At 76.5% G+C, this 25,088-nt stretch carries 20 protein-coding genes; 12 read left to right on the top strand and 8 right to left on the bottom strand.

Annotated elements, in window-relative coordinates; translation table 11 throughout:
• Positions 1-48: 48 nt before the first annotated feature.
• The 3 genes from pgsA (at position 49) to BKA21_RS18755 (ending at position 1,724) form a co-directional block, all read left to right on the top strand.
• Entirely contained in the window at positions 49-657 is a 609-nt protein-coding gene (pgsA, locus tag BKA21_RS18745) for a CDP-diacylglycerol--glycerol-3-phosphate 3-phosphatidyltransferase (RefSeq protein ID WP_140460474.1), read from the top strand.
• On the top strand, positions 654-1,160 hold the full coding sequence (locus tag BKA21_RS18750) for a CinA family protein (RefSeq protein WP_140460475.1): 507 nt from the start codon (positions 654-656) through the stop codon (positions 1,158-1,160). The genes pgsA and BKA21_RS18750 overlap by 4 nt, the downstream gene beginning before the upstream one ends.
• 222 nt (positions 1,161-1,382) lie before the next feature.
• Positions 1,383-1,724 (top strand): helix-turn-helix domain-containing protein, encoded by a 342-nt coding sequence (locus BKA21_RS18755; RefSeq protein WP_140460590.1) that lies wholly within the window; start codon positions 1,383-1,385, stop codon positions 1,722-1,724.
• A gap of 84 nt (positions 1,725-1,808) precedes the next feature.
• Here the strand turns inward: BKA21_RS18755 and BKA21_RS18760 are convergent, their stop codons facing one another.
• A complete protein-coding gene (locus BKA21_RS18760; RefSeq protein ID WP_140460476.1) occupies positions 1,809-2,639 on the bottom strand; it encodes a DNA-formamidopyrimidine glycosylase family protein in 831 nt (276 codons plus the stop codon).
• An 18-nt stretch (positions 2,640-2,657) separates the two neighbouring features.
• On the bottom strand, positions 2,658-7,715 hold the full coding sequence (locus BKA21_RS18765) for an Lhr family ATP-dependent helicase (protein WP_140460477.1): 5,058 nt from the start codon (positions 7,713-7,715) through the stop codon (positions 2,658-2,660).
• A 100-nt stretch (positions 7,716-7,815) separates the two neighbouring features.
• On the opposite strand from BKA21_RS18765, the gene BKA21_RS18770 reads away from it, so the two are divergent.
• From BKA21_RS18770 to rny, 7 genes are all read left to right on the top strand, one after another.
• Complete coding sequence (locus BKA21_RS18770; RefSeq protein WP_140460478.1) at positions 7,816-8,058, top strand: DUF3046 domain-containing protein; 243 nt, start codon at positions 7,816-7,818, stop codon at positions 8,056-8,058.
• 10 nt (positions 8,059-8,068) lie between these two features.
• Complete coding sequence (locus BKA21_RS18775; RefSeq protein WP_140460479.1) at positions 8,069-10,231, top strand: alkaline phosphatase family protein; 2,163 nt, start codon at positions 8,069-8,071, stop codon at positions 10,229-10,231.
• Positions 10,228-10,995, top strand: a complete 768-nt coding sequence (locus BKA21_RS18780; RefSeq protein WP_140460480.1) for an MBL fold metallo-hydrolase — start codon at positions 10,228-10,230, stop codon at positions 10,993-10,995. Before BKA21_RS18775 ends, BKA21_RS18780 begins: the two co-directional genes overlap by 4 nt.
• 206 nt (positions 10,996-11,201) lie before the next feature.
• Positions 11,202-12,239, top strand: a complete 1,038-nt coding sequence (gene recA, locus BKA21_RS18785; protein ID WP_140460481.1) for a recombinase RecA — start codon at positions 11,202-11,204, stop codon at positions 12,237-12,239.
• 175 nt (positions 12,240-12,414) lie between these two features.
• Positions 12,415-13,005, top strand: a complete 591-nt coding sequence (locus BKA21_RS18790; RefSeq protein ID WP_140460591.1) for a regulatory protein RecX — start codon at positions 12,415-12,417, stop codon at positions 13,003-13,005.
• A gap of 48 nt (positions 13,006-13,053) precedes the next feature.
• Positions 13,054-15,279, top strand: coding sequence for a DEAD/DEAH box helicase (locus tag BKA21_RS20325; RefSeq protein WP_203793551.1), 2,226 nt, complete (start codon positions 13,054-13,056; stop codon positions 15,277-15,279).
• A 145-nt stretch (positions 15,280-15,424) separates the two neighbouring features.
• Positions 15,425-16,957, top strand: a complete 1,533-nt coding sequence (gene rny / locus BKA21_RS18800) for a ribonuclease Y (protein WP_140460482.1) — start codon at positions 15,425-15,427, stop codon at positions 16,955-16,957.
• A 31-nt stretch (positions 16,958-16,988) separates the two neighbouring features.
• Here rny and BKA21_RS18805 read toward each other — a convergent pair whose 3' ends face one another.
• From BKA21_RS18805 to BKA21_RS18820, 4 genes are all read right to left on the bottom strand, one after another.
• On the bottom strand, positions 16,989-17,858 hold the full coding sequence (locus tag BKA21_RS18805) for an amino acid ABC transporter permease (RefSeq protein WP_140460483.1): 870 nt from the start codon (positions 17,856-17,858) through the stop codon (positions 16,989-16,991).
• On the bottom strand, positions 17,855-18,544 hold the full coding sequence (locus BKA21_RS18810; protein WP_140460484.1) for an amino acid ABC transporter permease: 690 nt from the start codon (positions 18,542-18,544) through the stop codon (positions 17,855-17,857). The genes BKA21_RS18805 and BKA21_RS18810 overlap by 4 nt, the downstream gene beginning before the upstream one ends.
• 98 nt (positions 18,545-18,642) lie before the next feature.
• The gene (locus BKA21_RS18815) at positions 18,643-19,482 is read right to left on the bottom strand and encodes a glutamate ABC transporter substrate-binding protein (protein WP_140460485.1); all 840 of its coding nucleotides are present in this window, start codon (positions 19,480-19,482) and stop codon (positions 18,643-18,645) included.
• An 80-nt stretch (positions 19,483-19,562) separates the two neighbouring features.
• Complete coding sequence (locus BKA21_RS18820) at positions 19,563-20,291, bottom strand: amino acid ABC transporter ATP-binding protein (protein WP_203793555.1); 729 nt, start codon at positions 20,289-20,291, stop codon at positions 19,563-19,565.
• A 282-nt stretch (positions 20,292-20,573) separates the two neighbouring features.
• Between BKA21_RS18820 and miaB the strand changes: the two genes are divergently transcribed.
• Together miaB and BKA21_RS18830 are read left to right on the top strand one after the other, a co-directional pair.
• Entirely contained in the window at positions 20,574-22,163 is a 1,590-nt protein-coding gene (miaB, locus tag BKA21_RS18825; protein ID WP_140460487.1) for a tRNA (N6-isopentenyl adenosine(37)-C2)-methylthiotransferase MiaB, read from the top strand.
• A 166-nt stretch (positions 22,164-22,329) separates the two neighbouring features.
• Positions 22,330-23,919: an aspartate:alanine exchanger family transporter gene (locus BKA21_RS18830; protein ID WP_140460488.1), complete on the top strand. Its 1,590-nt coding sequence runs from the start codon at positions 22,330-22,332 to the stop codon at positions 23,917-23,919.
• A gap of 7 nt (positions 23,920-23,926) precedes the next feature.
• Here the strand turns inward: BKA21_RS18830 and BKA21_RS18835 are convergent, their stop codons facing one another.
• Together BKA21_RS18835 and BKA21_RS18840 are read right to left on the bottom strand one after the other, a co-directional pair.
• Positions 23,927-24,445 carry a type III secretion system chaperone family protein gene (locus tag BKA21_RS18835; protein WP_140460489.1) on the bottom strand — a complete coding sequence of 173 codons (519 nt, stop codon included), beginning with the start codon at positions 24,443-24,445 and terminating at the stop codon, positions 23,927-23,929.
• Positions 24,442-25,035 (bottom strand): type III secretion system chaperone family protein, encoded by a 594-nt coding sequence (locus BKA21_RS18840; protein WP_140460490.1) that lies wholly within the window; start codon positions 25,033-25,035, stop codon positions 24,442-24,444. Before BKA21_RS18840 ends, BKA21_RS18835 begins: the two co-directional genes overlap by 4 nt.
• Positions 25,036-25,088: the final 53 nt, after the last annotated feature.

Consider the following 25,088-nt stretch of genomic DNA (forward strand, 5'->3'; position numbering starts at 1 on the left):
CCGCGCATCCTGGCCCGCGGGGCGCGGGGCCGGACGTAGGGTGTACCGGTGTCCGACGCCGTGCCCTCCGCCTGGAACCTGGCCAACGTCGTGACCGTCCTGCGGATCGCCGTCGTCCCGGTCTTCGCGGTGGTGCTGCTCGCCGACGGCGGGCACACGACCTCGGGCCGGGTCCTGGCCACCGGGCTCTTCGTGCTCGCCGCGGCGACGGACCGCGTCGACGGGTGGCTCGCCCGACGCTCGAACCAGGTCACCGACCTCGGCAAGATGCTCGACCCGATCGCCGACAAGCTCCTCATCGGCACCGCGCTCGTGCTGCTGTCCTGGCTGGGCGACCTGCCGTGGTGGGTGCCCGCCGTGGTGCTGGTCCGCGAGCTCGGGATCACCGTCATGCGCTTCTTCCTGCTGCGGTACGTGGTGCTGCCGGCCTCGCGCGGCGGCAAGCTCAAGACGGTGCTGCAGTCGGTCGCGATCCCGCTGTTCCTGCTGCCGCTCGACCGCCTGCCGGCGTTCGTCACCGTCGTGGCGTGGGTCGCCATGGTCGCCGCCGTCGTCGTCACGGTCGTCACCGGCCTGGACTACGTGCGCACCGCGCTGCGGATCCGGCGCGAGGCCCGGGCCGCCGCCCCGCGCGGGGCAGCGACCGGCAGGTCGTGACCGCCGACGGTGCAGGCAGGTCCTCGTCGACCTCCCACGAGCCGGCGCACGCGCTGCTCCACCTGCTGGCCGCCCGCGGCCTGACGCTCGCGGTCGCGGAGTCGCTCACCGGCGGCCTCGTGACCGCCGCCCTGGTCGACGTCCCCGGGGCGTCACGGGTGCTCCGCGGGGGCGTCGTCGCCTACGCGACCGACCTCAAGCACGCGCTGCTCGGCGTCGACGCCGACCTGCTGGCCCGGCGCGGGGCCGTCGACGCGCAGGTCGCGGCGGCGATGGCCGCGGGCGTGCGTGACCGGCTGGGTGCCGACGTGGGTCTGGCCACCACCGGTGTCGCGGGCCCCGACCCGCAGGACGGCCACCCGGCGGGGACCGTGCACGTCGCGGTCCACGCCCCCGGCGCGGCCCGTGGCCGCGAGCTCGCGCTGCCCGGCGGTCGCGACGCCGTCCGGCGGGCCACCGTCGACGCGGTCCTCGGCCTGGCCCTCGAGGCCCTGCGCGGCTGACGCGGCCGCGGGGGTGACTTCCCGGCCCCGGGGAACAGGGGCGTCGGGCACCGCGTTGGAGCAGGCGTGATGAGCACCCGACCGCCCCAGCGAGGCTCGGACGCGTACCCGGGCGGTGCGCGGTACGGTGGACGTCTCCCGACGGCCCACCTGTCGGGGACGGGCCGGCCCCTGGGGCGCGGCCCGCTCGACGAGGGACAAGACGTGAGGGGGGGAGCCCGGATGGTCGTGCTGCGACGTGAGATCGGCGACGTCCTGCGGGACGCGCGCCAGCGCCAGGGCCGCACCCTGCGTGAGGTGTCCTCGGCGGCCCGTGTCTCCCTCGGCTACCTCAGCGAGGTCGAGCGCGGGCAGAAGGAGGCGTCGTCGGAGCTGCTGAGCAGCATCTGCGACGCGCTCGACGTGCCCATGTCCCTCGTGCTGCGCGAGGTCAGCGACCGGATCGCGGTCGCCGAGGGCCTGCTCGTGCCCGACACCGTGCCGGCCGACCTGGCGGCGGCGGTCGACGGCGACACCGGCCGCAGCTGGATGCAGACACGGGCGGAGCTCACCCCGGTCGGCTGACCGGCGCACGCGGCGGCTCGCGCACCCGACGGGGTCGCGCGGGCCGCCGCTGCCGTCCGCGACCGGTGCTGCCACCGGCGTCCGTCAGCGGGTCGGTGCGCCGCGCACCTGGCAGCGCGGGCACCAGAACACCGGCCGCTGCTGCGGCGCCGCGCCGACCTCGTCGCGGCGCAGCCGGGTGCCGCACCGCACGCACGGGCGCCCGGCGCGGCCGTGCACCTTCGGGTCGGGCCGCCCGACGAGCACGGACGCACGCATGAGGGCGCGGGCCGTGCGCAGCACCGCGGCCGGGTCGTCCACGTGGTCGGCGGGGGCCCACGGCCACCAGCGCAGCGCGAACAGGGACTCCGCCATGAAGATGGTGCCGATCCCCGCGGCGACCCGCTGGTCGAGCAGCAGCTCCCCGACCGGGCGCGACCCCTGCGCGGCCCACCGGCGCACGGCCTCCGGCAGCCCGGGCACCGGGTGCTCGAGCACGGGCGCGCCGGTCCACGGCACGCCCGGCGTCTCGTCGTCGAAGTCCCCGTCGAGCACGTCCGGGCCCAGGTGCCCCACGACCTCGTGCTCGTCCCGGGTGCGCAGCACGTCGAGCATCCCGAGCAGCGACCCCACGGCCGTCCACCGCACCGTGCCGAGGACCGCCCGCACCCGCGGGTGCCGGGCGGCCGCCCGGGCGTCCGCGGTCGGCACCACCCGCCACGTGCCGTCCATCCGCAGGTGCGTGTGCAGGGTCCGGCCGTCGTCCAGCCGCGTGAGCAGGTGCTTGCCGTAGGGGCGGGTGCCGAGCACGGTGCGCCCCGTCAGGTCCGTCGTCGCCGCGGTCGGCCAGCGCAGGTCGGAGCGCACCAGCACCTGCCCGGCCAGTGCCGCGTCGAGCCGCGCGGCGGTGCGGCGCAGCACGTCACCCTCGGGCACGGGCCCGCCTCCCGGTCGTCACGGCGCGTGCAGCCGCAGCCCGCGGGGCGTGGTGACGAACCCTGCGCCCGTCAGGGCCAGCGCCACCGGCGACTGCAGGGCGGCGGCCGTCAGCACCGGGGCCCCGTCGGCCCGGCTCACCGTGAGCCGGCCCGCGTGCCGGGTGCGGACCGCGTCCACGAGCCCGGCCGCCGCCGCCCGCAGCACCTCCGGGTCGTCGCTGAACGTCAGCAGGGTGCGCCCGCCGCGCTCGAGGTGCAGCACGAGCGCGCCGTCGACCAGCACGACCAGCGCACCGGCCTTGCGGCCGGGCCGGTGGCGCGGGCCCTCGCCCGGGTGCGGCGGGTCCGGCCAGGCGAGCGCGGCGCCGTACGGGTTGGCCGGGTCGGTGGCGGCGAGCACCACGACCCACGGGGTGCCGGACGCGACGGAGGCGGGCTCCGGCGCCCCCGGTGACCAGGGCAGCGGTCCGGCCGGCGCCGACCACGGGACGGGCGGCACCTCCTGCCACGGCAGCTGCGGGCCGCTCGCGGCACCGTCCTCGCGCCGCAGCGTGGCCCGCTCGCGCGCGCGGTCGACGACGTCGCCGTCGGCGCGCAGACGGTCCACGGCCCCGGGCAGCGCGAACTGCGAGCCCCCGAGCCGCTCCACGAAGTACCCGCGGCGCACCTGCCCCGCCTGCTCGAGCGTCGAGAGGACCTTGTACACGTCGCCGAACCGTGCGCCGATCCCCTCGGCGGGGGCGACCGCACGGGTGAGGACGCCGTGGCGGTCCAGGAGCTGCGCCGCCAGCGCGTGGGCCCGCAGCGTCGGGTCCTGCTCGCGCGCCGGGAGCAGAGACCACCGGCCCGAGCCGGTCGCCCCCGTGCGGGCGTCCACGCGCGGGGCGCCGAGCGCGGGCAGCGCACGCAGACCGAGGCGGGGGCGCAGCGCACGGCCGCGCGCGGGCGCGGGCTGGGTGCGGTGCGCCGTGGTGCCCGTGCCGAGCCACGCCCGCAGGGGTGTGAGGGCGTCGTTCGTGACGTGCCCGGACCAGACGAGGTCCCACAGCGCGCCGAGCACCGCCGTCGAGCCCGGCACCGGCTCGGGTTGCCCGTCGTCGCCGGACCAGGCCGCGTGCACCCGGTCGACCAGGGCCTGCAGGAACCACGCGCCACCCCCGGCGAGCGCGTCCAGCACGGCCGCGTGCACCGGTCCGTGCGGGACGGCCGGCTCCGCGGCCGGGTGCGCGAGCGTGAGGTCGGCCACGGCGACGGGGTGCAGGGACACCAGGCCGTCGTGCCCCGCGAGCGCGGCGTGCCCGGCCCACAGGACCTCGCCCGCCGCGGTCAGCTCGTCGAGCATCGCCGGCTGGTACCCCGGGACGCGTGCGGGCAGCACGTGGGTCTCCAGGGCCGAGGCCGGCAGCGGGACGCCGGCCAGCTGCTCGACCGCCCGGGCGACGGCGTCCACGCCGCGCAGCCCCGAGCCGCCGTCGGCGCGCCGCCCCACCGGGTGCACGCCCTGCCAGCGGGGCAGGAACACGCCGAGGACCTGCGGGTCGACGGGTTCGACCTGGGCGCGCAGCGCGGCCAGCGACCGGCGTCGCAGGGTCCGCAGCACGTCGGCGTCGCAGTACTCGTCGCCCGTGCCGCCGAGCACGTCGGGCCGCAGCCTCCCCTGCACGAGCACGCCGGCCGCCTCGAGCCGGCGCAGCGTCTCGGTGACCACGGCCACGCCGAGCCCGAACCGGGTGGCGGCGGCGGACGCGGGGAACGGGCCGTGCGTGCGCGCGTGCCGGCGCAGCAGGTCGCCGAGCGGGTCGGGCAGCACCTCCGTGAACACCTCGGGGACGCCCACCGGCAGCGCGACGCCGAGCGCGTCGCGCAGCCGGCCGGCGTCCTCGACGGCCGCCCACTGCTCGGCCCGGTCGGGCGGCAGGCCGCCGATCCGCACCCGGATCGCCCGCCGGGACCGCGCGAGCGCGTCGAGCCACGCCGGGACCTGCTCGCGGACGGGCTCCGCGGTCCGCACGGCGACCTCGTCGACCGTGAGCGGGCCGTGCCGGCGCAGGACGTCGGCGACCTGCTCGAGGGTGCCCGCCCGGCGTTCGGGCGCCGTGCCGCCGATCTCGGCCTCGGTGCGCTCGACCGCGGCCGGGTCGAGCAGGTCGGCGAGCTGGGACTGGCCGCCCTGCCCCAGCAGCTCGGCCAGCAGCGTGGGGTCCAGCGTCAGGGCCGCCGCGCGGCGCTCGGCCAGCGGGGCGTCGCCCTCGTAGAGGAACTGCGCGGTGTACCCGAACAGCAGCGACCGGGCGAACGGGGACGGCTGCGGGGTCGTCACCTCGACGACCTTGACCCGCCCGGACGCGACGTCGCGCATGAGCTCGGTCAGGGCCGCGGTGTCGAAGTCGTCCTGGAGGCACTCGCGCACGGCCTCCAGCAGGATCGGGAAGTCCGCGTGCCGCGACGCGACCTGCAGCAGCTGTGCGGCGCGCTGGCGCTGCTGCCACAGCGGCTGGCGCCGGTCCGGGCGACGGCGTGGCAGCAGCAGCGCCCGCCCGGCCGCCTCGCGGAACCGCGCGCCGAACATCGCCGACTGCGCCAGCTCGTCCCGCACGGCGTCGAGCACGTCGTCCGGGTCGACCAGCAGGTCCTCGACCCGCAGGCCGGGACCGTCGGCGTCGGGGGTCTGGCCGCCGCCGAGGGGCTCGCCGTCCGGGGCCCAGCCGCCGTCGGGCCCTGCGTCGAGCACGTCCGGCAGGCGCAGCACGATCCCGTCGTCGGCGTGCATCGCGGCCACGTCGACGCCGTACCGCTCGCGCAGCCGGGCCGCCACCACGAGCGCCCACGGCGCGTGCACCCGCGCGCCGTACGGCGAGTGGACGACGACGCGCCAGTCGCCGAGCTCGTCGCGGAACCGCTCGACCACGACGACCGTGTCCGACGGCACCTGCCCGGTCGAGGCCTGCTGCTCGGTCAGGTACGTCAGGAGGTTGTCGGCGGCCCACGGGTCCAGGCCGGCGCCCTCCACGCGGGCCCGGGCCCCGGCGGGCGGCAGCGCGAGGACCTCGCGCACCCAGGCGCCCATCGCCCGCCCGAGCTCGGCCGGCCGGCCGGGGGAGTCGCCCTTCCAGAACGGCAGGCGGCCCGGCACCCCGGGCGCCGGGGTCACGAGCACGCGGTCCGGGGTGATCTCCTCGATCCGCCACGTGCTGGAGCCGAGCGTGAACGTGTCGCCGACGCGCGACTCGTAGACCATCTCCTCGTCGAGCTCGCCGACCCGGCGCCCGCCGCGCACCCGGCCAGCCGAGGTCTCGGCGTCGACGGGCACGTCGCCCGTGGGCGCCCCGGTGGCGAGGAACACGCCGTACAGACCGCGGTCGGGGATGGTGCCGCCGCTCGTCACCGCGAGGCGCAGCGCACCGGGCCGCGCCGAGAGCACGTCGCCCACCCGGTCCCACACGACCCGCGGCCGCAGCTCGGCGAACTCCTCCGACGGGTAGCGGCCGGCGAGCATGTCCAGCACCGCCCGCAGCGTCGCGTCCCCGAGCGTCGCGTACGGCGCCGCGCGGCGCACCACCCGGGCCAGGTCGTCGACCGTCCAGTCCTCGACCGCGACCATGGCGACCACCTGCTGGGCGAGCACGTCCAGCGGGTTCGCCGGCACCTGCATCGACTCCAGCTCGCCGCTGCGCATGCGCAGCGCGGTGACGGCGGCCGGCACCAGCTCGCCGCGGAACGTCGGGAACACCACGCCGCGCGAGACCGCGCCGACCTGGTGCCCCGCGCGGCCCACGCGCTGCAGCCCGGACGCCACCGACGGCGGCGACCCCACCTGCACCACGAGGTCGAGCGCACCCATGTCGATGCCCAGCTCGAGCGAGCTCGTCGCGACCACCGCCGGCAGCCGGCCCGCCTTGAGCTCGGACTCCGTGCGGGTGCGCTCGGCGCGGCTCATCGACCCGTGGTGGGCCCGCGCCACGACCTGGGCGGCGTCGCGCGTGTCGACGCCCACCGCCGTGCCGGACGCCGACGGCACCTGCGCGGGTGCGAGCGCGCCGGGGTCGGGCAGGTCCTGCCCCTGCCGCTCGGCCCACACCTCGTTGATCCGGGCCGTCAGCCGCTCGGCGCCGCGCCGGGAGTTGGTGAACACCAGCGTCGAGCGGTGCGCGGCCACGAGGTCGACCACGCGCTCCTCGACGTGCGGCCAGACCGACGCGCGGGTCGTCGCGTCGCCGGCGCCCGGGCCGGCCTCGTCGTCGCCGCCCCACGCGCCCGCCCCCGGTGCGGGCGGCGCCGCGCCCGCGGGTCCCGGCGCCCCGCCCGGTGCCGCCAGGTCCGGGACCGGGACCACGACCTCCACCTCGACGACCTTCTGCGACGGCGGCTGCACGACCACCACCGGCCGCCCGCCGTCGGCGAGCGGCCGCGACCCCCCGAGGTATGCCGCGACCGCGTCGACCGGGCGGACGGTCGCCGACAGGCCGACCCGCTGCGCCGGCCCCGGGCCCTCCTCGCGGTCGAGCAGCGCGTCGAGGCGCTCCAGGCTCAGGGCCAGGTGGGAGCCGCGCTTCGTGCCCGCGACCGCGTGCACCTCGTCGACGATCACGGTCCGCACGCCCGCCAGGCCCCGGCGCGCCGCCGACGTCAGGACGAGGTAGAGCGACTCGGGGGTCGTGATGAGGACGTCGGGCGGGGACGTGGCGAACGCCCGCCGCTCGTTCGGCGGGGTGTCGCCCGTGCGGATCCCGACACGGACCTCCGGCAGCTCCAGGCCCTGCCGCGTGGCGGCCTGCCGCACGCCCACCAGCGGGGAGCGCAGGTTGCGCTCGACGTCCGTCGCGAGCGCCTTGAGCGGGGAGACGTACAGCACCCGGCAGCGCTGCGACGGGTCCTGCGGCACCGGGCCCGTGAGCAGGCCGTCGAGCGCCCACAGGAAGGCGGCGAGGGTCTTGCCCGATCCCGTCGGCGCGACGACCAGCGCGTGCCCGCCGCCGGCCACGGCCTCCCACGCGCCGGCCTGCGCCGCGGTGGGCGCCTCGAACGCGCCCGTGAACCAGGCACGTGTCGCAGGGGAGAACCGGTCCAGCACCACCGGGCCATTGTGGGGGCGGGCACCCACACGTGCTGCCCGAGGTGCGTGCGGCGGCGTGCCCGCTGCGCGGCGCACCGCTGGCCGGTGGCAGGCTGGGGGCGTGAGGTACCGCGAGTTCACCGACCTGGTCGACGACGTGCTCGGGCGGGCCCAGGGGCGCCTGCTCGTCGACGAGCTGGTGCTGGACGCCCTCGGCGGGCGGACCGCGGGCGCCGCGCTCGCGGACGGCACCGAGCCGCGCGAGGTCTGGCACGCGCTGTGCGACGCGCTGGGCCTGCCGGACGCCCGGCGCTGGGGGAGCGACCCGCACCGGCAGGCGCCGCCGCGCCCCGGGCAGCGCTGAGGGCCCGGCGATGAGCACCGCGCCGCGGTGGGGCCTGCTGGTCGACGCGCTCGAGGCGGGCGTCGTCCTGCTGACCACCGCGGCCGGGCTGGGGCTCGCGATCGCCGTGGTCGACGGCGTGGGGGCGTCCGCCCCCTGGGCGGTGCTGGCCGTCGCGGCGGCCGTGACGGCCGGCGACGTGCTGCTGCGCGTGCCGCTGCGCAGCCTCGCGCACGTCGCCGGCGCCGGCGGTGCGCTGGTGGCCGGGCTGCTCGCGCAGGTCGCGGTCGCGTGGGCCGCGCTCGCGGTCGTCCCGGGCATCGTCGTCGCGTCGGCGTGGTCGGTCGTCGGGGTGCTGACGGTCGCCGCGGTCGTGCTGGGCGCGTCCCGGTGGCTGTGGGGGTCGAGCGACAACGAGTACGTGGTCGCCGACGTGCTCCTGCACGCCCGCCGGCACGCGCGCCGCGCCGGCGCCCGGCCCGTGGGTGCGCGACGCCCGCCGGGCCTGCTCGTCGTGCAGCTCGACGGCGTCAGCGCCCCCGTGCTCGCGCAGGCCGTCGACGCCGGCCTCGCCCCCACGCTCGCCCGGTGGCTCGAGGAGGGCTCGCACCGCGTCGAGCCGTGGTGGGCGTCGGTTCCCGCGACCACGCCGGCGGCGCACGCCGGCGTGCTGCACGGCGCGGCCGACGCGATCCCGGCGTTCCGCTGGTGGGACCGGGACCAGGGCCGTCTCGTCGTGACGAACCACCCCGACGACGCGGCCCGGGTCGAGGCCTCGATCAGCGACGGGCGTGGCCTGCTCGCCGGCGGCGGCACCGCGGTGGCGACGATGTTCTCGGGCGACGCGGCGGCGTCCTACCTGGTCATGAGCCGCGGCCGCCGGGACGGGCTGGGCCCGGGGCCGGGGTACGTGCGGTTCTTCGCCCGCCCGTTCGTCCTCGCCCGCGCGGTGACGGCCACCGTCGGCGAGGTCGTCAAGGAGCTGTACCAGGCACGCCGCCAGCGGGTGTACGACGTGCGCCCGCGCATCTCCCGCGCCGGCTGGTACGTGCTCCTGCGGGGTGTGACCAACGTGCTGCTGCGCGACCTGGCGACGTCCCTGGTCGCCGACGCGCTCGTGCGCGGGGACCCGGTCGTGTACGTCGACCTCGTGGACTACGACGAGATCGCCCACCACGCGGGCCCGACCCGGCCGGAGTCGCTCCGGGCGCTCGAGGGGCTCGACCAGGTGCTGCGGGTGCTCGAGCGCGTCGTGGCGGCGGCACCGCGCGCCTACGACGTCGTCGTGCTCTCGGACCACGGCCAGGCGCTCGGCGCGACGTACGAGCAGGTCGAGGGGAGCACGCTCCTCGGGACGGTCCGCGACCTCATGGGGCCCGCGGGCGCGTCCGGCCGCGGCGGGGCGGTCGACGGGGTGCAGGGCGCCGACGACGAGGCCTGGGGCCCGGTGAACGCCCTGCTGACGTCGTTGCTCGACCGCGGCGGCGAGCGCGCGCTGCTCGGCCCCGGGGGCGTGCACGACCGTCGGCGCCGGGGCCCGGACGCGCAGCGGCGGGTGCGGGAGCACGGGCGCGGCGCCGGACCGGGTGCGGCGCCGGCGGCCGCCGACGTCCCCGACGTGGTGGTCGTCGGGTCGGGGAACCTCGGTCTGGTCTGGTTCCCCGACGCTCCCGGCCGGATGACGCTCGAGGAGGTGTCCGAGCGCTGGCCGCGGCTCGTGCCGGGGCTCGTCGCGCGGCCGGCGGTCGGCGTGGTCGTGGCGGACTCGCGGGCCCACGGCCTGGTCGCGGTGGGTCCGCGCGGCCTGCGGGTCCTGGAGCCGGGGGCGTCGGGCGACGTGGTCCAGGGCGAGGACCCGCTGGCGCCCTACGGGCCGCGGGCGCACGCCGACCTGGCGCGCGCCGCGCGGCTGCCGCGCACGGGCGACCTGCTGCTCGTGTCGGCCGTCGGGGCCGGCGGCCGGGTGCACGCGTTCGAGGGGCAGGTCGGGTCGCACGGCGGGCTCGGCGGGCACCAGAACGACGCGTTCCTGCTGCACCCGGTGCACCTGGGCGTCGACGACGCGCTGCGCGAGGACGTCGGCGGCGCGCGGCTGCTCGTGGGTGCCGACACCGTGCACCGCCAGCTCGTCGCGTGGCTCGACGCGGCGGGGCTGCGGGACGACGTCCCGCAACGGGTGGGGGAGGTGCGGTGAGCGTCGACGTCCGGTGGCTGGGGCACGCGTCGACGGTGCTGGACGTCGACGGGGTCCGGCTGGTGACCGACCCGCTGCTGCGCCGGCACGCCGGTCTGCTGCGCCGGCGCGGGCAGGCGCCGCGCGTGCAGGACTGGGCCGGGGCCCGGGCCGCGCTGGTGTCCCACCTGCACCACGACCACGCCGAGCTGCCGTCGCTGCGCCTGCTGGGCGGGGTGCCGGTGCTGGCGGCGCCGAGCAGCGCGCACTGGCTGGCCGAGCACGGCGTGCACGGCGTCCCGCTCGCGGAGGGCCGGTGGTGGGACGTGCCCGGCGACGAGGGGGTGCAGGTGCGCACGGTGCACGCGGTGCACGGGCACCGGCCGATGCCGCACCGGCCCAACGCGGCGAGCGGCTTCGTGGTGCGGGCCCCGTCGCTGGCGCTGTGGTTCGCGGGGGACACCGAGCCGTACCCGGCCATGGCCGAGCTGCCCGCCCTCGCCGGCGGTGCCGTCGACGTGGCGCTGGTGCCGGTGGGCGGGTGGGGGCCGCGGCTGTCCGGCGGGCACATGGACCCGGTGCAGGCCGCGCGGGTCTGCGCCCTCGTGGGTGCGCGGCACGCGGTGCCGGTGCACTGGGGGACGCTGCACCCCCCGGTGTCGCGGCGGCTGCCGCCGGGGTGGATGGACCGGGCGGGGCGCGCGTTCGCCGCGGCCGCGCACCGGCTCGCACCCGGGTGCGAGGTCCACGTCCTCGAGCCCGGGCAGGCCGTGACGATCGGCTGACGGCGTGTCGCTGGCGTCGAACACGTGTTCGGCTACTGTGGTCCGCGGGTGGCACGGTCCGAGCCGTCCACAGCCCGCCGCGGAGGTGTCCGTGGGGCGGGCGGTGGCGGGGCGGGGCCGGGTGTCGGTGGTCGGGCATACGGTCACCCGAGAGTCAGACCAGCCCCGCAGGCGCAGCGCACGCTGCACGAGACGACGAGGTGACCATGCCCGCTCCGCAGGACAGACAGAAGGCTCTCGAGGCCGCGCTCGGCCAGATCGACCGCCAGTTCGGCAAGGGGTCGGTCATGCGGCTCGGGGAGGACACCCGCGCCCCGGTCGAGGTCATCCCCACCGGGTCCGTCACGCTCGACGTGGCCCTCGGCATCGGCGGCCTCCCGCGCGGCCGCGTCGTGGAGATCTACGGCCCGGAGTCCTCCGGCAAGACGACCGTCGCGCTGCACGCCGTCGCCAACGCCCAGCGGGCCGGCGGCATCGCGGCGTTCATCGACGCCGAGCACGCCCTGGACCCCGAGTACGCCAAGAAGCTCGGCGTCGACACCGACGCGCTCCTGGTCGCCCAGCCGGACAACGGCGAGCAGGCGCTCGAGATCATGGACACGCTGATCCGCTCCGGCGCGATCGACATCGTCGTCATCGACTCGGTCGCGGCCCTCGTGCCCAAGGCCGAGATCGAGGGCGAGATGGGCGACTCGCACGTCGGCCTGCAGGCGCGCCTGATGTCGCAGGCGCTGCGCAAGATCACCGGTGCGCTGAACGCCTCGGGCACCACGGCGATCTTCATCAACCAGCTGCGCGAGAAGATCGGGGTGTTCTTCGGCAGCCCGGAGACGACGACCGGTGGCAAGGCGCTGAAGTTCTACGCGTCGGTGCGCATGGACATCCGCCGCATCGAGACCCTCAAGGAGGGCTCGGAGCCGATCGGCAACCGCACGCGCGTCAAGGTCGTGAAGAACAAGATGGCCCCGCCGTTCAAGCAGGCGGAGTTCGACATCCTCTACGGGCACGGCATCTCCCGCGAGGGAAGCCTCATCGACATGGGGGTCGAGCACGGGTTCATCCGCAAGTCGGGCGCCTGGTACACGTACGAGGGCGACCAGCTCGGCCAGGGCAAGGAGAACGCGCGCGGGTTCCTGCGCGACAACCCCGACCTCGCCGACGAGATCGACAAGAAGATCAAGGAGAAGCTCGGCATCGGCGCGCGCGTCGACGCCCCTGCCGAGCCCGCGGCGGTCGACTTCTGACCGACGGCCCGCCGACGACGCGCACCGCCCGCCCTGCCGCTGCCGGCAGCGGCGGGCGGTGCCCGTCCACCGTGGCTCCGACGACCGCTCGGACGACCGCTCCGACGTCGACGTCGACGTCGGCGCCGGTGCCGTCCGGTGCCGACGGGTCGTCCAGCACCGGGGAGGAGCACGCATGAGCACGTTCGGTCGTGGGCGGCGCCGCGGGGCGCGGTCCGAGGAGCCACCGGCCACGGGCGACGCCGCGCAGGAGGCGGACGCCGATCCCGAGCAGGTGGCGCGCGCGATCGCGCTGCGCATGCTCACCGCCGCCCCGCGCAGCCGCGCCCAGCTCGCGGAGGCCATGGCCCGACGGGACGTGCCGGAGGCGGTCGCCGAGCGCGTGCTCGACCGGTTCGCCGACGTCGGGCTCGTCGACGACGCCGAGTACGCCGGCATGGTCGTGCGCACCCGGCACGCCGAGCGCGGCCTGTCCCGCCGGGCCCTGGGCACCGAGCTGCGGCGGCGGGGGATCGACGACGAGACCGCCGCGGTCGCCCTCGAGCAGGTCGACGACGAGGACGAGGAGCAGGCGGCGCGCGCGCTCGTGCGCAAGAAGCTGCGGACCACGACGGGCCTGGACCCGCAGGTGCGGACCCGCCGCACGTACGCCGCGCTGGCCCGCAAGGGCTACCCGCCGGCGCTCGTCGGGCGCGTGCTGCGCGAGGAGCTGGCCGCCGAGGGCATCGACGCCGAGGAGGACGGCGACCTCCTCGGCGGTGGCTGAGCCCGTGGGAGCCCCGGTGACGGCGGACCGCGTCACGCTGGGGACCCGGTGACGCCCGACGTGGACCCCGGACGCGCCGCCCGGGCCGAGGTCGACCGTCACCGGGCGCTCGCGGCACGCGCCCAGGCGGTGCTCGACCGTGTCCGCGCCCTGGAGGACGCCGTGACGGGCACCGTCACGCAGGACCGTGAGGCGCGCGTGCGTGCCGAGCTCGCGTGCGTCGAGGTGGGCGCGCTGGCCGGCACGACCGACCGGCCGCTGCGCCTGGGCGCTCTCGTCGAGGCCGGGTACCGCACGGCCGCCGACCTGGTCGGGGTCGACGCCACGGCCCTCGCGCAGGTGCCCGGCGTCGGGCCCGGCACCGCCCGCGCCGTCACGGCGGCCGTGCTGCAGCTCGCCGACGCGGTCCGGGCCGCCACACCCGTGCGGCTCCGGCTCGACGCCGACGACCGCCCCGACACCGAGGCCAGCACGCGCGTCGTGACCGCGCTGCACGCCCTCCTGCGGTGGTGGCCGCAGGTCGACCCGCACCGGGACCGGCTCGCCGTGTACGTCCGGGCGGCGACCGCCCACGCCCGCACGGCGGCCCCCGCCACGTCCCGGGTCCGGTACGCCCTGAGCCTGCCGCGGACCCGCGACCGTGCCCGCCGCGCGGTGGGGGCGCTCGCCGCCTGGACGACGTCCGGCGAGACCGCGGCGCTGGCGAGCCTCCTCGACGACCTCGCGGGCGTCCACGACGAGGCCGGCTTCGACGCCGCGTGGTCGGACGTCGAGCGCCGCCCGGCGACGTACACGACAGCGCTGCACCGCCTCGTGCCCGGGGCGCTGGACCTCGCCGTCGAGCGCGGTCTGCTCGCCGGCGAGCTCGCCGACCAGGTCGTCGCCCACCCGCTCGACACGCGCCTGATGCGCAGCACGCTGCGCGGCTACCAGGAGTTCGGTGCCCGGTTCCTGCTGTGCCAGGGGCGGGCCGTGCTCGGCGACGAGATGGGGCTGGGCAAGACGGTCCAGGCGGTGGCCGCCATGGCGCACCTCGCGGCCGGCGGGGAGCGGCACCTGCTCGTGGTCTGCCCGGCCAGCGTGCTCGTGTCCTGGGCCCGCGAGGTCACCACCCACAGCACCCTCACGGTCCACCGGGTGCACGGGGACGCGGCGGCGGACGCGGCGGCCCGCTGGGTCGTCGACGGCGGCGTCGCGGTCACCACGTTCGGCTCGATGCACCACCTGCCCGACCCGCAGGTGCTGCCCCGCCCGGGCCTGGCGATGCTCGTGGTCGACGAGGCGCACCTCGTGCGCAACCCGCGGGCGCGCCGGTCGCGGGCCGTCGCCGGCTGGGCGCGGGCCACGCCACGGGTGGCGCTGCTGACCGGCACGCCGCTGCAGCGGCACGTCGACGACTTCGTCGCGCTCGTGGAGCTCGTCGCTCCCGACCTCGTGCCCGGTCTGCCCCGGCACCTCGGGCTCGCCGGGGCGGACGCGTTCCGGCGCGCCGTCGCGCCCGTGTACCTGCGGCGCAACCAGAGGGACGTGCTGCTCGAGCTGCCCGCGCTGGAGGTCGTCGACGAGTGGGAGGAGCTCACGGCGAGCGGCGCCCGTGCCTATGCGGACGCGGTGGCCGAGGGGCAGCTGGTGCGGATGCGCCGAGCGACGACCGTCGTGGACGGCCGGCCCTCGTCGGGGAAGGTCGGGCGCCTGCTCGAGATCGTCGACGACGCCCGCGAGAACGGTCGCCGCGTCGTCGTGCTGTCCTACTTCCGGGGCGTGCTCGACGTGGTCGCGCCCGTGCTGCGGGCGCACGGCGTCGCGCACGTCGGTGGCCCGCTCACCGGCGACGTGCCGCCCGGCGAGCGGCAGGACATGGTCGACCGACTGGCGGCGGCCGACCCGCACGACGGTGCCGTGCTCGTCGCGCAGGTCGAGGCCGGCGGTGTCGGCCTCAACCTGCAGTGCGCCTCGGTCGCCGTGCTCTGCGAGCCGCAGCTCTCGCCCGCGGTCGAGGCGCAGGCGTTCGCGCGCCTGCACCGGATGGGCCAGCTGCGGGCCGTGCGCGCGCACCGCCTGCTCGCCGAGGGCACCGTCGACGAACGCCTGCACGCGGCCCTGGCCGAGCGTGCGCGCGAGGTCGACGCGTACGTGCGCGACTCGGTCCTCGCGCAGAGCTCGGTCCGCGCGGTCGACGTGACGGACGCCGCGCTCGCCCGCGAGGTCGTCGCCTGGGAGCAGGCGCGCCTGGGACGGGGGCCCGTGTGGGACGAGCTCGCCCCGCCCGGCTGACCACGCGGACGCACCGGCGGGCGACCTGGCCGACCGGTGCGTCGTGCGCGGCGCGCTGGACGGGTGACCTGGCCGGACGGCGCCCGCCCCCGGGGGAGAATGGCCGCGCGCGGCGCACGAGCCGACGCGGACGAGGGGGAGTGTCGTGGATCCGGGTGCTGTCGTCACCGTCGTCGGCCTGCTGGGCGCGTGCCTGGTCGCCCTGCTGCTCATCCTGCTCGCCCGGCGCGACGCCGACGCCCAGCGTCGCCGCGCCACCGAGGACGTCGCGCGCATCCGCGACGACGCCCGGGCCCTGCTCGCCGACGCCGAGCGGCGCGAGCGCCGGGTGGTGGACCGCGAGCAGGACCTCGCGGCCGAGCGCACGGCGCTGGCCGAGCTGGAGCGACGCACGCGCGCCCAGGCCGACGCCCTCGTCGAGTCGGAGCGGGCCGCGGCCCGTGCGCTCGACAAGGCCGAGCGCGCGGCGGCGCGCACGCTGGCCGACGCCGAGCGCACGGCGCGCGAGCGGCTGGCCGCGGCCCGCGACGAGGCCCGTGCCCAGCTCGAGGCGGTCGGAGGCCTCACCGAGGACGAGGCCCGGGCCGAGCTCACGCGCCGCCAGGTCGAGCAGGCCACGAACGACGCCGCCGGGCAGGTGCGCCGGGCCGAGGCCCAGGCCCGCCGCACCGCGGAGGCCCGCGCGCGACGCATCGTCACGGCCGCCGTGCAGCGCCTCGCCGTGCCGACCAGCTCGCAGGGCGTGCTCAGCATGCTGCCCCTGCCGTCGGACGAGATGAAGGGCCGGATCATCGGCAAGGAGGGCCGCAACATCCGGCACTTCGAGGCCCTGACCGGCGTGAACGTGCTCATCGACGAGACCCCGGACACCGTGGTCCTCTCGTGCTTCGACGCCGCGCGGCGCGAGGTCGCGCAGGTCGCGCTCGAGGCCCTGATGAGCGACGGCCGCATCCACCCGCAGCGCATCGAGGCCGCCTACGCCGACGCGCTCGCGGGGGCCGACGAGCGGCACGACGCGGCGGGCCACGACGCGGCCGAGCGGGCCGGTGTCGACGGGCTGCACCCGGACCTCGTGCGCACCATGGGCCGGCTGCGGCTGCGGTCGTCGTACGGGCAGAGCGTCCTGGAGCACCTGGTGGAGACCGCGCAGGTCGCGGCGACGATGGCCGCCGAGCTCGGCGCCGACGTCGACGTGGCGCGCCGCGGCGCGTTCCTGCACGACGTCGGCAAGGCGCTGACCGCGCAGGTCGGCGGCACGCACGCGGCGGTGGGCGCGGACCTGGCGCGGCGCTGCGGGGAGACCGACGCCGTGGTGAACGCGATCGCCGCGCACCACGACGAGGTGCCGGCGACGACGGTCGAGGCCGTCCTCGTGCAGGCCGCCGACGCGATCTCGGCGGCCCGGCCCGGCGCCCGCCGCGAGGAGGTCGACCAGTACCTGGAGCGCATGGACAAGCTCGAGGCGCTCGTCGTGGCGCACCAGGGCGTGCGCCGGGCGCTGGCGATGTCCGCGGGCCGGGAGGTCCGGGTCGTGGTCGAGCCGGCCGAGGTCGACGACTACGCCCTGCCGCAGCTCGCGGTGTCGATCGCCCGGCACATCGAGGCCGACCTGACCTACCCCGGCGAGATCAAGGTCACCGTGGTGCGCGAGCTGCGCGCCAGCGCCACGGCCGGCTGACGGCCGGCGCCGCCGGCCGGCGCGCGGCCCCTCAGTCGTCGCCGCCGGCACGCACGGCCAGGCTCGGTGCCTCGGCCGTCGCGGTGCCGGACGTGCGACGGTCGACGCGGGTCGCGAGCCGGTCCGCGGCCCGGGTCAGGCCGTAGTTGAGGACGATGAAGATCACCGCGGCCACGAGCAGCGCCTGCAGGATGTTGCCCTCGCCGGACCCGAGCCGGCGCGCGGCGGCCAGCAGCTCCGGGTAGGTGATGATCGCGCCGAGCGCGGTGTCCTTGAGGATGACGACGAGCTGCGAGGCGATCGCGGGCAGCATGGCGATCAGCGCCTGCGGCACCTCGACCAGCCGCAGCGACTGCCCGCGGGTGAGCCCGACGACGAGCGCGGCCTCCCGCTGGCCCTTCGGCAGCCCGTGGACGCCGGACCGTACGAGCTCGGCGAACACGGACCCGTTGTAGAGCGTCAGGCCGAGCACGACGGCCACGAGCGGGACGTCGCCCGGGTCGAGCAGGCCGGCGCGCGAGATCCCCAGGTAGAAGAAGATCATCATCAGCAGCACGGGCACGGCGCGGAAGAACTCGACGACCGCGCCGGCGACGACGCGCACCGCGCGGGACGACGCGAGCCGACCCAGCCCGAAGACCAGCCCGAAGACCCCCGACGCGACGATGGCGAGCGCGGCGGCGCGCAGGGTGTCGAGCAGCCCCGGCAGCAGGTACCCGGTCCAGGTGCGGGCCTCGAGGAACGGCGTCCACAGGCGGGCGTCGAGCTGCCCCTTGCGGTCGAGCAGGACGAGCGCCACGGCGGCGATCGCGGCCACCACGAGCGCGGCGACGACGTTGACCACGACCATGCGGCGGCGGGCGCGGGGCCCGGGGGCGTCGAACAGGACGTGCGCGCTCATCGGGCCACCGCCAGGCGTCGGGACAGGGACGTGGTGAGCAGGCCCACCGGGACGACGAGGACGACGAAGCCGAGCGCGAACACGAAGAACACGGCGAGGATCACGTCGGGCCGGAACTCGATCATGGTGCGCATCAGGCCCGACGCCTCGGCGACGGACCCGGCGGCGGCGACCGTGGAGTTCTTGATGAGGGCGATGAGCACGTTGCCGAGCGGGGCGACGGCGCCGCGGAACGCCTGCGGGAGGATCACCAGGCGGGCCGCGGGCCAGAAGCCCAGACCGATCGCGCGGGCCGCCTCGGCCTGGCCGACGGGCACGGTGTTGACGCCCGAGCGCAGCGCCTCGCACACGAACGCCGCGTGGTAGACGCCCAGGCCGATGGCGGCCAGGCGGAAGAAGTTGGTCTGGAAGTCCGCCGACAGCGTGATGCCGAGCTGCCCCCACAGGCCCAGCACGCAGAAGACGATGATGATCGTCAGGGGCGTGTTGCGCAGCAGCGTCACGTAGGTCGCCCCGGCCCAGCGCAGGCTCGGCACGGGCGAGATCCGCATGACGGCCAGCACCGTGCCGAGGACGAGCGCGAGGACGGCGGCGTACGCGGTGAGCTGGATGTTCACCCAGAACGCGGCGAGCACGTCGAACTGCTCGAACAACGACAGGAACTGGGCGAGGTAGCCCTCGTCCACGGCAGGACCTCCAGGGGCGTGCGGCAGGGGGACGGCGTGGCGGCTCGCGCCGCGCGGACCCGCGGGTGCCGGTGGCCGGCACCCGCGGGGTCAGCGGGTCAGGCGCAGGGCTCGACGGCCGGCGGGTTGAGGTCCGCGTTCGGGACGTAGCCCGACGCGCCGACGTTGTCCTCCAGCAGCTGCTCCCACGTGCCGTCCTCGAACATCTGCTCGACGGCCGCGTTCACGTCCTCGCAGATCTCGTTGTCCTGCGGCAGTCCGATGCCGTAGTTCTCCTCGGAGAACGGGTTGCCGACGACCTTGACCTGGCCCTCGTTGGCGGGGATGGCCGCGAGGCCGGCGAGGATGATGTCGTCGGTGGTCACGGCGTCGACGGAGCCGGCGACGAGCGCGGTGACGCACTCGGCGTACCCGGGCTGCTCCAGCAGGTTCGTCCCGGCCGCGTACTCGTCCTTGATGCGCTGCGCGGACGTCGAGCCCGTGACGGAGCACAGGTTCTTGCCCTCGAGGTCCTCGGGCCCGCTGATGGAGTCGTCGTCGGCGGCGACGAGCAGGTCCTGCCCGGCGACGAAGTACGGCCCGGCGAAGGACACGACCTCCTTGCGCTCGTCGGTGATGGAGTACGTCGCGAAGATCATGTCGACCTGGCCGGTCTGCAGCATCGTCTCGCGCTGCGCGGACGGCGACTCGACCCACTCGATCTGGTCGGCGGAGTAGCCGAGCTGCTCCGCGACGTACGTCGCGACGCCGACGTCGAAGCCGGTGTAGTCGGAGCCGTCCTGGAAGCCGAGGCCGGGCTGGTCGAACTTGATGCCGATGCGGATGCTGTCGCCGCCGCCCGCACCCTCGGTGCTCTCGGAGTCGGTGTCGCCGCCGGAGCAGGCGGTGAGCGTGAGCGCGGCCGCCGCGGTGAGCGCGATCGCCAGTCGTGCGCGCATGGGTGTCCCCTTCGTGTCGTCGTGCGTCGTGTCGTGCTGCGGTCTGGTCGGTGCTGCCGGGCCCGTGGTGGCCGCCCGGGTCAGTGGGTGAGGATCTTGGACAGGAAGTCGCGGGCGCGCTCGCTGCGCGCGGCGGTGAAGAACTCCTCGGGCTCGGCCTGCTCGACGACCTGCCCGGCGTCCATGAAGACCACGCGGTGCGCGGCGCGGCGGGCGAACCCCATCTCGTGCGTGACCACGACCATCGTCATGCCCTCGCGGGCGAGGCTGACCATGACGTCGAGGACCTCGTTGATCATCTCGGGGTCGAGGGCCGAGGTCGGCTCGTCGAACAGCATGGCCTTGGGCTTCATGGCCAGGGCGCGGGCGATGGCGACGCGCTGCTGCTGGCCGCCGGAGAGCTGGGCGGGCCGCTTGTCGGCCTGGTTGGCGACGCCGACGCGCTCGAGCAGCTCCATCGCGGTGGCCTTCGCCTGCGCGGGGCGCACGCCCTTGGCCTTGACCTGCCCCAGCGTGACGTTCTCCAGGACGGTCTTGTGCGCGAAGAGGTTGAAGGACTGGAACACCATGCCGACGTCGGCGCGCAGACGCGCCAGCGCGCGGCCCTCCTCGGGCAGCGGCTGGCCGTCGATCGTGATGGTGCCGGAGTCGATGGTCTCCAGCCGGTTGATCGTGCGGCACAGGGTCGACTTGCCGCTCCCGGACGGTCCGATGACCACGACGACCTCGCCGCGGTGGATCGTCAGGTCGATGTCCTGCAGGACGTGCAGGGGGCCGAAGTGCTTGTTGACCCCGGACAGGACGATCAGCGGGTCGCCGGTGGGGCGGGCCGGGGCGGCGACGGCTGTCGTGAGGTCGCTCGTGCTGTCGGGCATCTGCCGAACCTACGGGGGAGATGTTGCGGGCGCCACGAGAAGACGTCACGGTCCCGTAACGTCCCAGTCATCCCGGTCTGCACAGCCGGTTCGATCCGGGTGCGTCCGGGTGCGCCCGGTCCGTCCGGTGCCCCGTCCGTCGCGTGCCGCCGGCCGACGGGCCCGGCGCGGGCGCGGGCGCCGGGGGGGCGTCGCGCCGACGTACCCTGGGGGGCGATGTCCACGACCCTGCCCGCCCCCGCCCCCGCCGCCGCGCACGCCCCGGCGGCGCGTGCGCGCACGTACCTGGTCAAGACGCTCGGCTGCCAGATGAACGTGCACGACTCCGAGCACATGGCCGGGCTGCTCGAGGAGGCCGGCTACGTGCCGGCGCCCGCGGCCGACGCGGCCGTGGAGGACGTCGACGTCCTCGTCATCAACACGTGCGCGGTCCGCGAGAACGCCGCCGACCGGCTGTACGGCAACCTCGGGCGGCTGGCCGGCACCAAGCGCTCCCGTCCCGGCGGCATGCAGATCGCCGTGGGCGGCTGCCTCGCGCAGAAGGACCGCACCGGCATCGTCGAGCGCGCGCCGTGGGTGGACGTCGTGTTCGGCACCCACAACATCGACGTGCTGCCGTCGCTGCTCGAGCGCGCGCGCCACAACGCGCAGGCCGAGGTCGAGATCGCCGAGTCGCTGCAGGTGTTCCCCTCGACGCTGCCCACGCGCCGGGAGTCGGTCTACGCGGGATGGGTGTCGATCAGCGTCGGCTGCAACAACACGTGCACGTTCTGCATCGTGCCGCACCTGCGCGGCAAGGAGCGCGACCGCCGCCCGGGCGACGTCCTGGCCGAGGTCGAGGCGCTCGTCGCGCAGGGCGCGATCGAGGTCACGCTGCTCGGCCAGAACGTCAACTCCTACGGCGTCGGGTTCGGCGACCGGCACGCGTTCGCCAAGCTGCTGCGGTCGGTCGGCGCGGTGCCCGGGCTCGAGCGTGTCCGCTTCACGTCCCCGCACCCCGCGGCGTTCACCGACGACGTGATCGAGGCGATGGCGGCCACGCCGACGGTGATGCCGCAGCTGCACATGCCCCTGCAGTCGGGCTCGGACCGGGTCCTGCGCGCCATGCGCCGCTCGTACCGGGCCGAGCGCTTCCTGGCCATCCTCGACCGGGTGCGCGCGGCCGTGCCGGACGCGGCGATCACCACCGACGTCATCGTCGGGTTCCCCGGCGAGACCGAGGAGGACTTCGCCGAGACCCTGCGCGTGGTCGAGGCGTCCCGGTTCGCGTCGGCGTTCACGTTCCAGTACTCCCCGCGGCCCGGCACCCCCGCCGCCGACCTGCCCGACCAGCTCCCCAAGGCGGTCGTGCAGGAGCGCTACGAGCGCCTGCAGGCGCTGCAGGAGCGGATCTCCGGCGAGGAGAACGCCGCGCAGGTGGGTCGCCGCGTCGACGTGCTCGTCGCCCAGGGCGAGGGGCGCAAGGACGCCGACACCGCGCGCCTCTCGGGCCGCGCGGCCGACAACCGCCTCGTGCACCTCGCGCTGCCGCCCGGTCTCGACGCGTCGCAGGCTCCCCGTCCCGGTGACCTCGTCACGGTCGAGATCACCCGCAGCGCGCCCCACCACCTCGTCGCCGACTCCGCCCTCACGCCCGGTGGCACGTTCGCGGTGCGGCGCACCCGCGCCGGCGACGCCTGGCAGGCGCGCGTCGAGGGCCGCGAGGAGCACGCCGCCGCCGGGGCGTCGTCGTGCGGGACGGGCGCCCCCGCGCCGGCCGGGCCCGTGGTGCTGGGCCTGCCGGGGCTCGGCGCGCCGACCCGCTGACGACCCGCCCGCGGGACTGCTGGTCCGCCGACCGCCGGTCCGGTGGCTGCTCGCCCGCCGACAGCCCGTCCGCGTGCGGGCACCCGGGCCCTCCGGCCCAGACGGCCCCCCGTGCGCAGGTCTTCAATGAGGGTCGCAGCGTCGCACCCCTCACACGGAGACACCGATGTCGGACGTGTTCGTCTTCCTCGCCGAGCAGCCCATCCTGCTGCTCTTCGTGCTCATCGGCACCGGGTCGCTCCTCGGGCACGTGCGTGTGCGCGGCGTCGGGCTCGGGGCCGCAGCCGTGCTGTTCCTCGCCATCGGCGCCTCCGCCTGGGCGGCCGGGCTGGGCGTCGACCTCGAGATCCCCGAAGAGCTCGGCACGCTCGGGCTGACCCTGTTCACGTTCAGCGTCGGCATCGTGTCCGGGGCGACGTTCTTCTCCTCGCTGCGCCGCAGCCTCGGGCAGATCCTCGCGATGGTGGGGGTCCTCGTCGTCGGCGCCGTCGTCGCCGTCGTGCTGGGTGCCGCCCTGCACCTCGACCCCGCCGTCACCGCGGGTGCGTGGGCCGGGGCCGTGACCAACACCCCCGCGCTCGCGGCCGCCCGTGAGGCCGCCGGGGACGCCACCGGTCCGACCGTCGGGTACGCGGTGACCTACCTGTTCGGCGTGGTCGGCATGCTCGTCGCCGTCACGGCCGCGCTGCGCCACCGCCGCGAGGACACCGACGCCCCGCCCGCGCTGGTCAACCGCACCGTCCGCGTCGAGGCCGGCAGCAGCCCCCGGATCCAGGACCTCGAGGAGCGCTACGGGGACCGCATCAAGTTCTCCCGGGTGCGCCGCGGCGAGACCGAGCCGATCCGCACCGCCGACGACGGCGACCTGCTGCTCGTCGACGACCTCGTCACCGTCGTCGGCCCCGCCGCCGACGTCGACGCCGTCACCCGCGAGCTCGGGCACACGTCCTCCCACCACCTCGAGGTCGACCGCTGGTACCTCGACATGCGGCGCATCACCGTCTCCGACTCCCGGGCCGCCGGGCACACCATCGCCGAGCTCGACCTGCCGCACCGGTTCGGCGCCACGATCTCGCGCGTGCGCCGCGGCGACGTCGACGTCGTGGCCACCGACGACTTCCTGCTCCAGCTCGGCGACCGGGTCCGCGTCATCGCCCCGCGCGACCGCATGGGCGAGGTCTCCCGGTGGTTCGGGGACTCCGCCCGGGGGCTGTCCGACATCACGCCGATCGTCCTCGGCCTGGGCATGACCCTCGGGATCCTCCTCGGCGCGGTCGCGTTCCCCGTGCCCGGGCGCGTCTTCTCGATCGGGTCCGCCGCCGGCACCCTCGTCGTGGGCCTCGTGCTCGGGCGCCTCGGCCGCGTCGGACCCCTCGTCACGGCCATGCCGTACACGGCCGCGCAGGCGATCGCCGAGCTCGGCCTGCTCGTGTTCCTCGCCCAGGCGGGCTCGCGCGCCGGCGCGCAGATCGGTGCGGCCTTCGCCTCGGGGGAGTGGGTGCGGATCGTCCTGCTCGGGCTCGTCGTCACCACGACCGTCGCCACCGGCCTGTACCTGGTGATGCGGCGCCTGTTCCGCACCGGCGGCACGCGGCTGTCCGGCATCATGGCGGGCGCCCAGACGCAGCCGGCGGTGCTGGCGTTCGCCAACGGGCGCACCGGGTACGACTCGCGCGTCGCCCTGGGCTACGCCCTGGTGTACCCGGCGGCGATGATCACCAAGATCCTGCTGGGTCAGGTCCTCGGCGGCCTGTGACGGGCCCTCAGTTGTCCGGCACCGCCGGCGGCGGCCCGTCCGCGGGCAGGATCTGCTCCAGCGCCGCGAACAGCTGCACGCCCGTGCCCAGGCCGCACGCCAGCAGCTGGGCCAGCTGCACGTCGGTCACGCCGGGCTCCAGGTCCGCCGACACCTCCGAGTAGAGGGCGAGCGTGCCCTCCTCCTCGCGCAGGTACGCCTTCGGCCAGATGCGCTCGCGGTTCCAGTCGTTGACGGCCAGCGCCAGCGCGGCGCGCTGGGAGAGCGGCACCGTGCGGTACCACCGGCCGCGCACCTGCAGGATCTCGTGCTGGTCGCCCAGGAGCAGGAACCAGAAGCGGCTCCCGTCCCACGTGCCGGTCAGGTCACCGTCCTCGTCGACCACGAACCGGTACCCGCGCGCCAGCAGGTACTCCCCGACGCGGTCGCGCGTGAGCGGGCGCGGCGGCTCGTCGTCCGGGTGCGGGTCCTTGGCGGGCTTCGGCAGCCCGCCCAGCACGCGCAGCAGCCACCCCGGCGCGCTCACGGTGCCACCCCCGCCGGGTCCGGGTACTGCTCGTCGAGCGCGTCGAACAGCATGCTGCCCGTCGACAGGCCGCAGAAGAGGAACTGGCTGAGCTGGTCGTCGGTGACACCGTGCTCCAGGTCCGTGGCGACCTCCGAGACGACGTGGACGCGCCCGTTGTCGCGCACGCGCGCGTACGCCTTGGGCCAGATCCGGTCCGCGTTCCACTCGTTGCACAGGTCGAGCACCTCCTCGAGCCGCTCGATCGCGAGCTCGCGGTGCCACTGCCCCCGCACCTGGAGGATCTCCGAGTCCTCCCCGAAGAGGAAGAAGTAGAACAGCCGCCCCCGCCACAGGCCCCCGAGGTCGCCGTCGTTGTCGACGAAGTAGGAGAACTCGTTCTCCGTCATCCACGCCGCGATCCGCGCGGGCGTCACCGGCAGCGGACGGCTGCCCGAGGACTCCGCCGCACCGAGCTCGCGGGCCAGCAGGTCCGCGACCCGGGCGTGCAGGTCGTCGTCGTCCAGGTCCGCCCCGCCGCCCGGGGGAGGGGGCGCGGCCGCCCGCCGCCCCGGCCACCAGCGTCGCGCCTGCTCGCCGAACCAGCCCATGCCCCGACCCTACCCGCCGCCCGGAGCGCACCCGCGGACGCACCCGCTACCGT

Source organism: Cellulomonas oligotrophica (assembly GCF_013409875.1).
GTDB classification, from domain to species: Bacteria; Actinomycetota; Actinomycetes; order Actinomycetales; family Cellulomonadaceae; genus Cellulomonas; species Cellulomonas oligotrophica.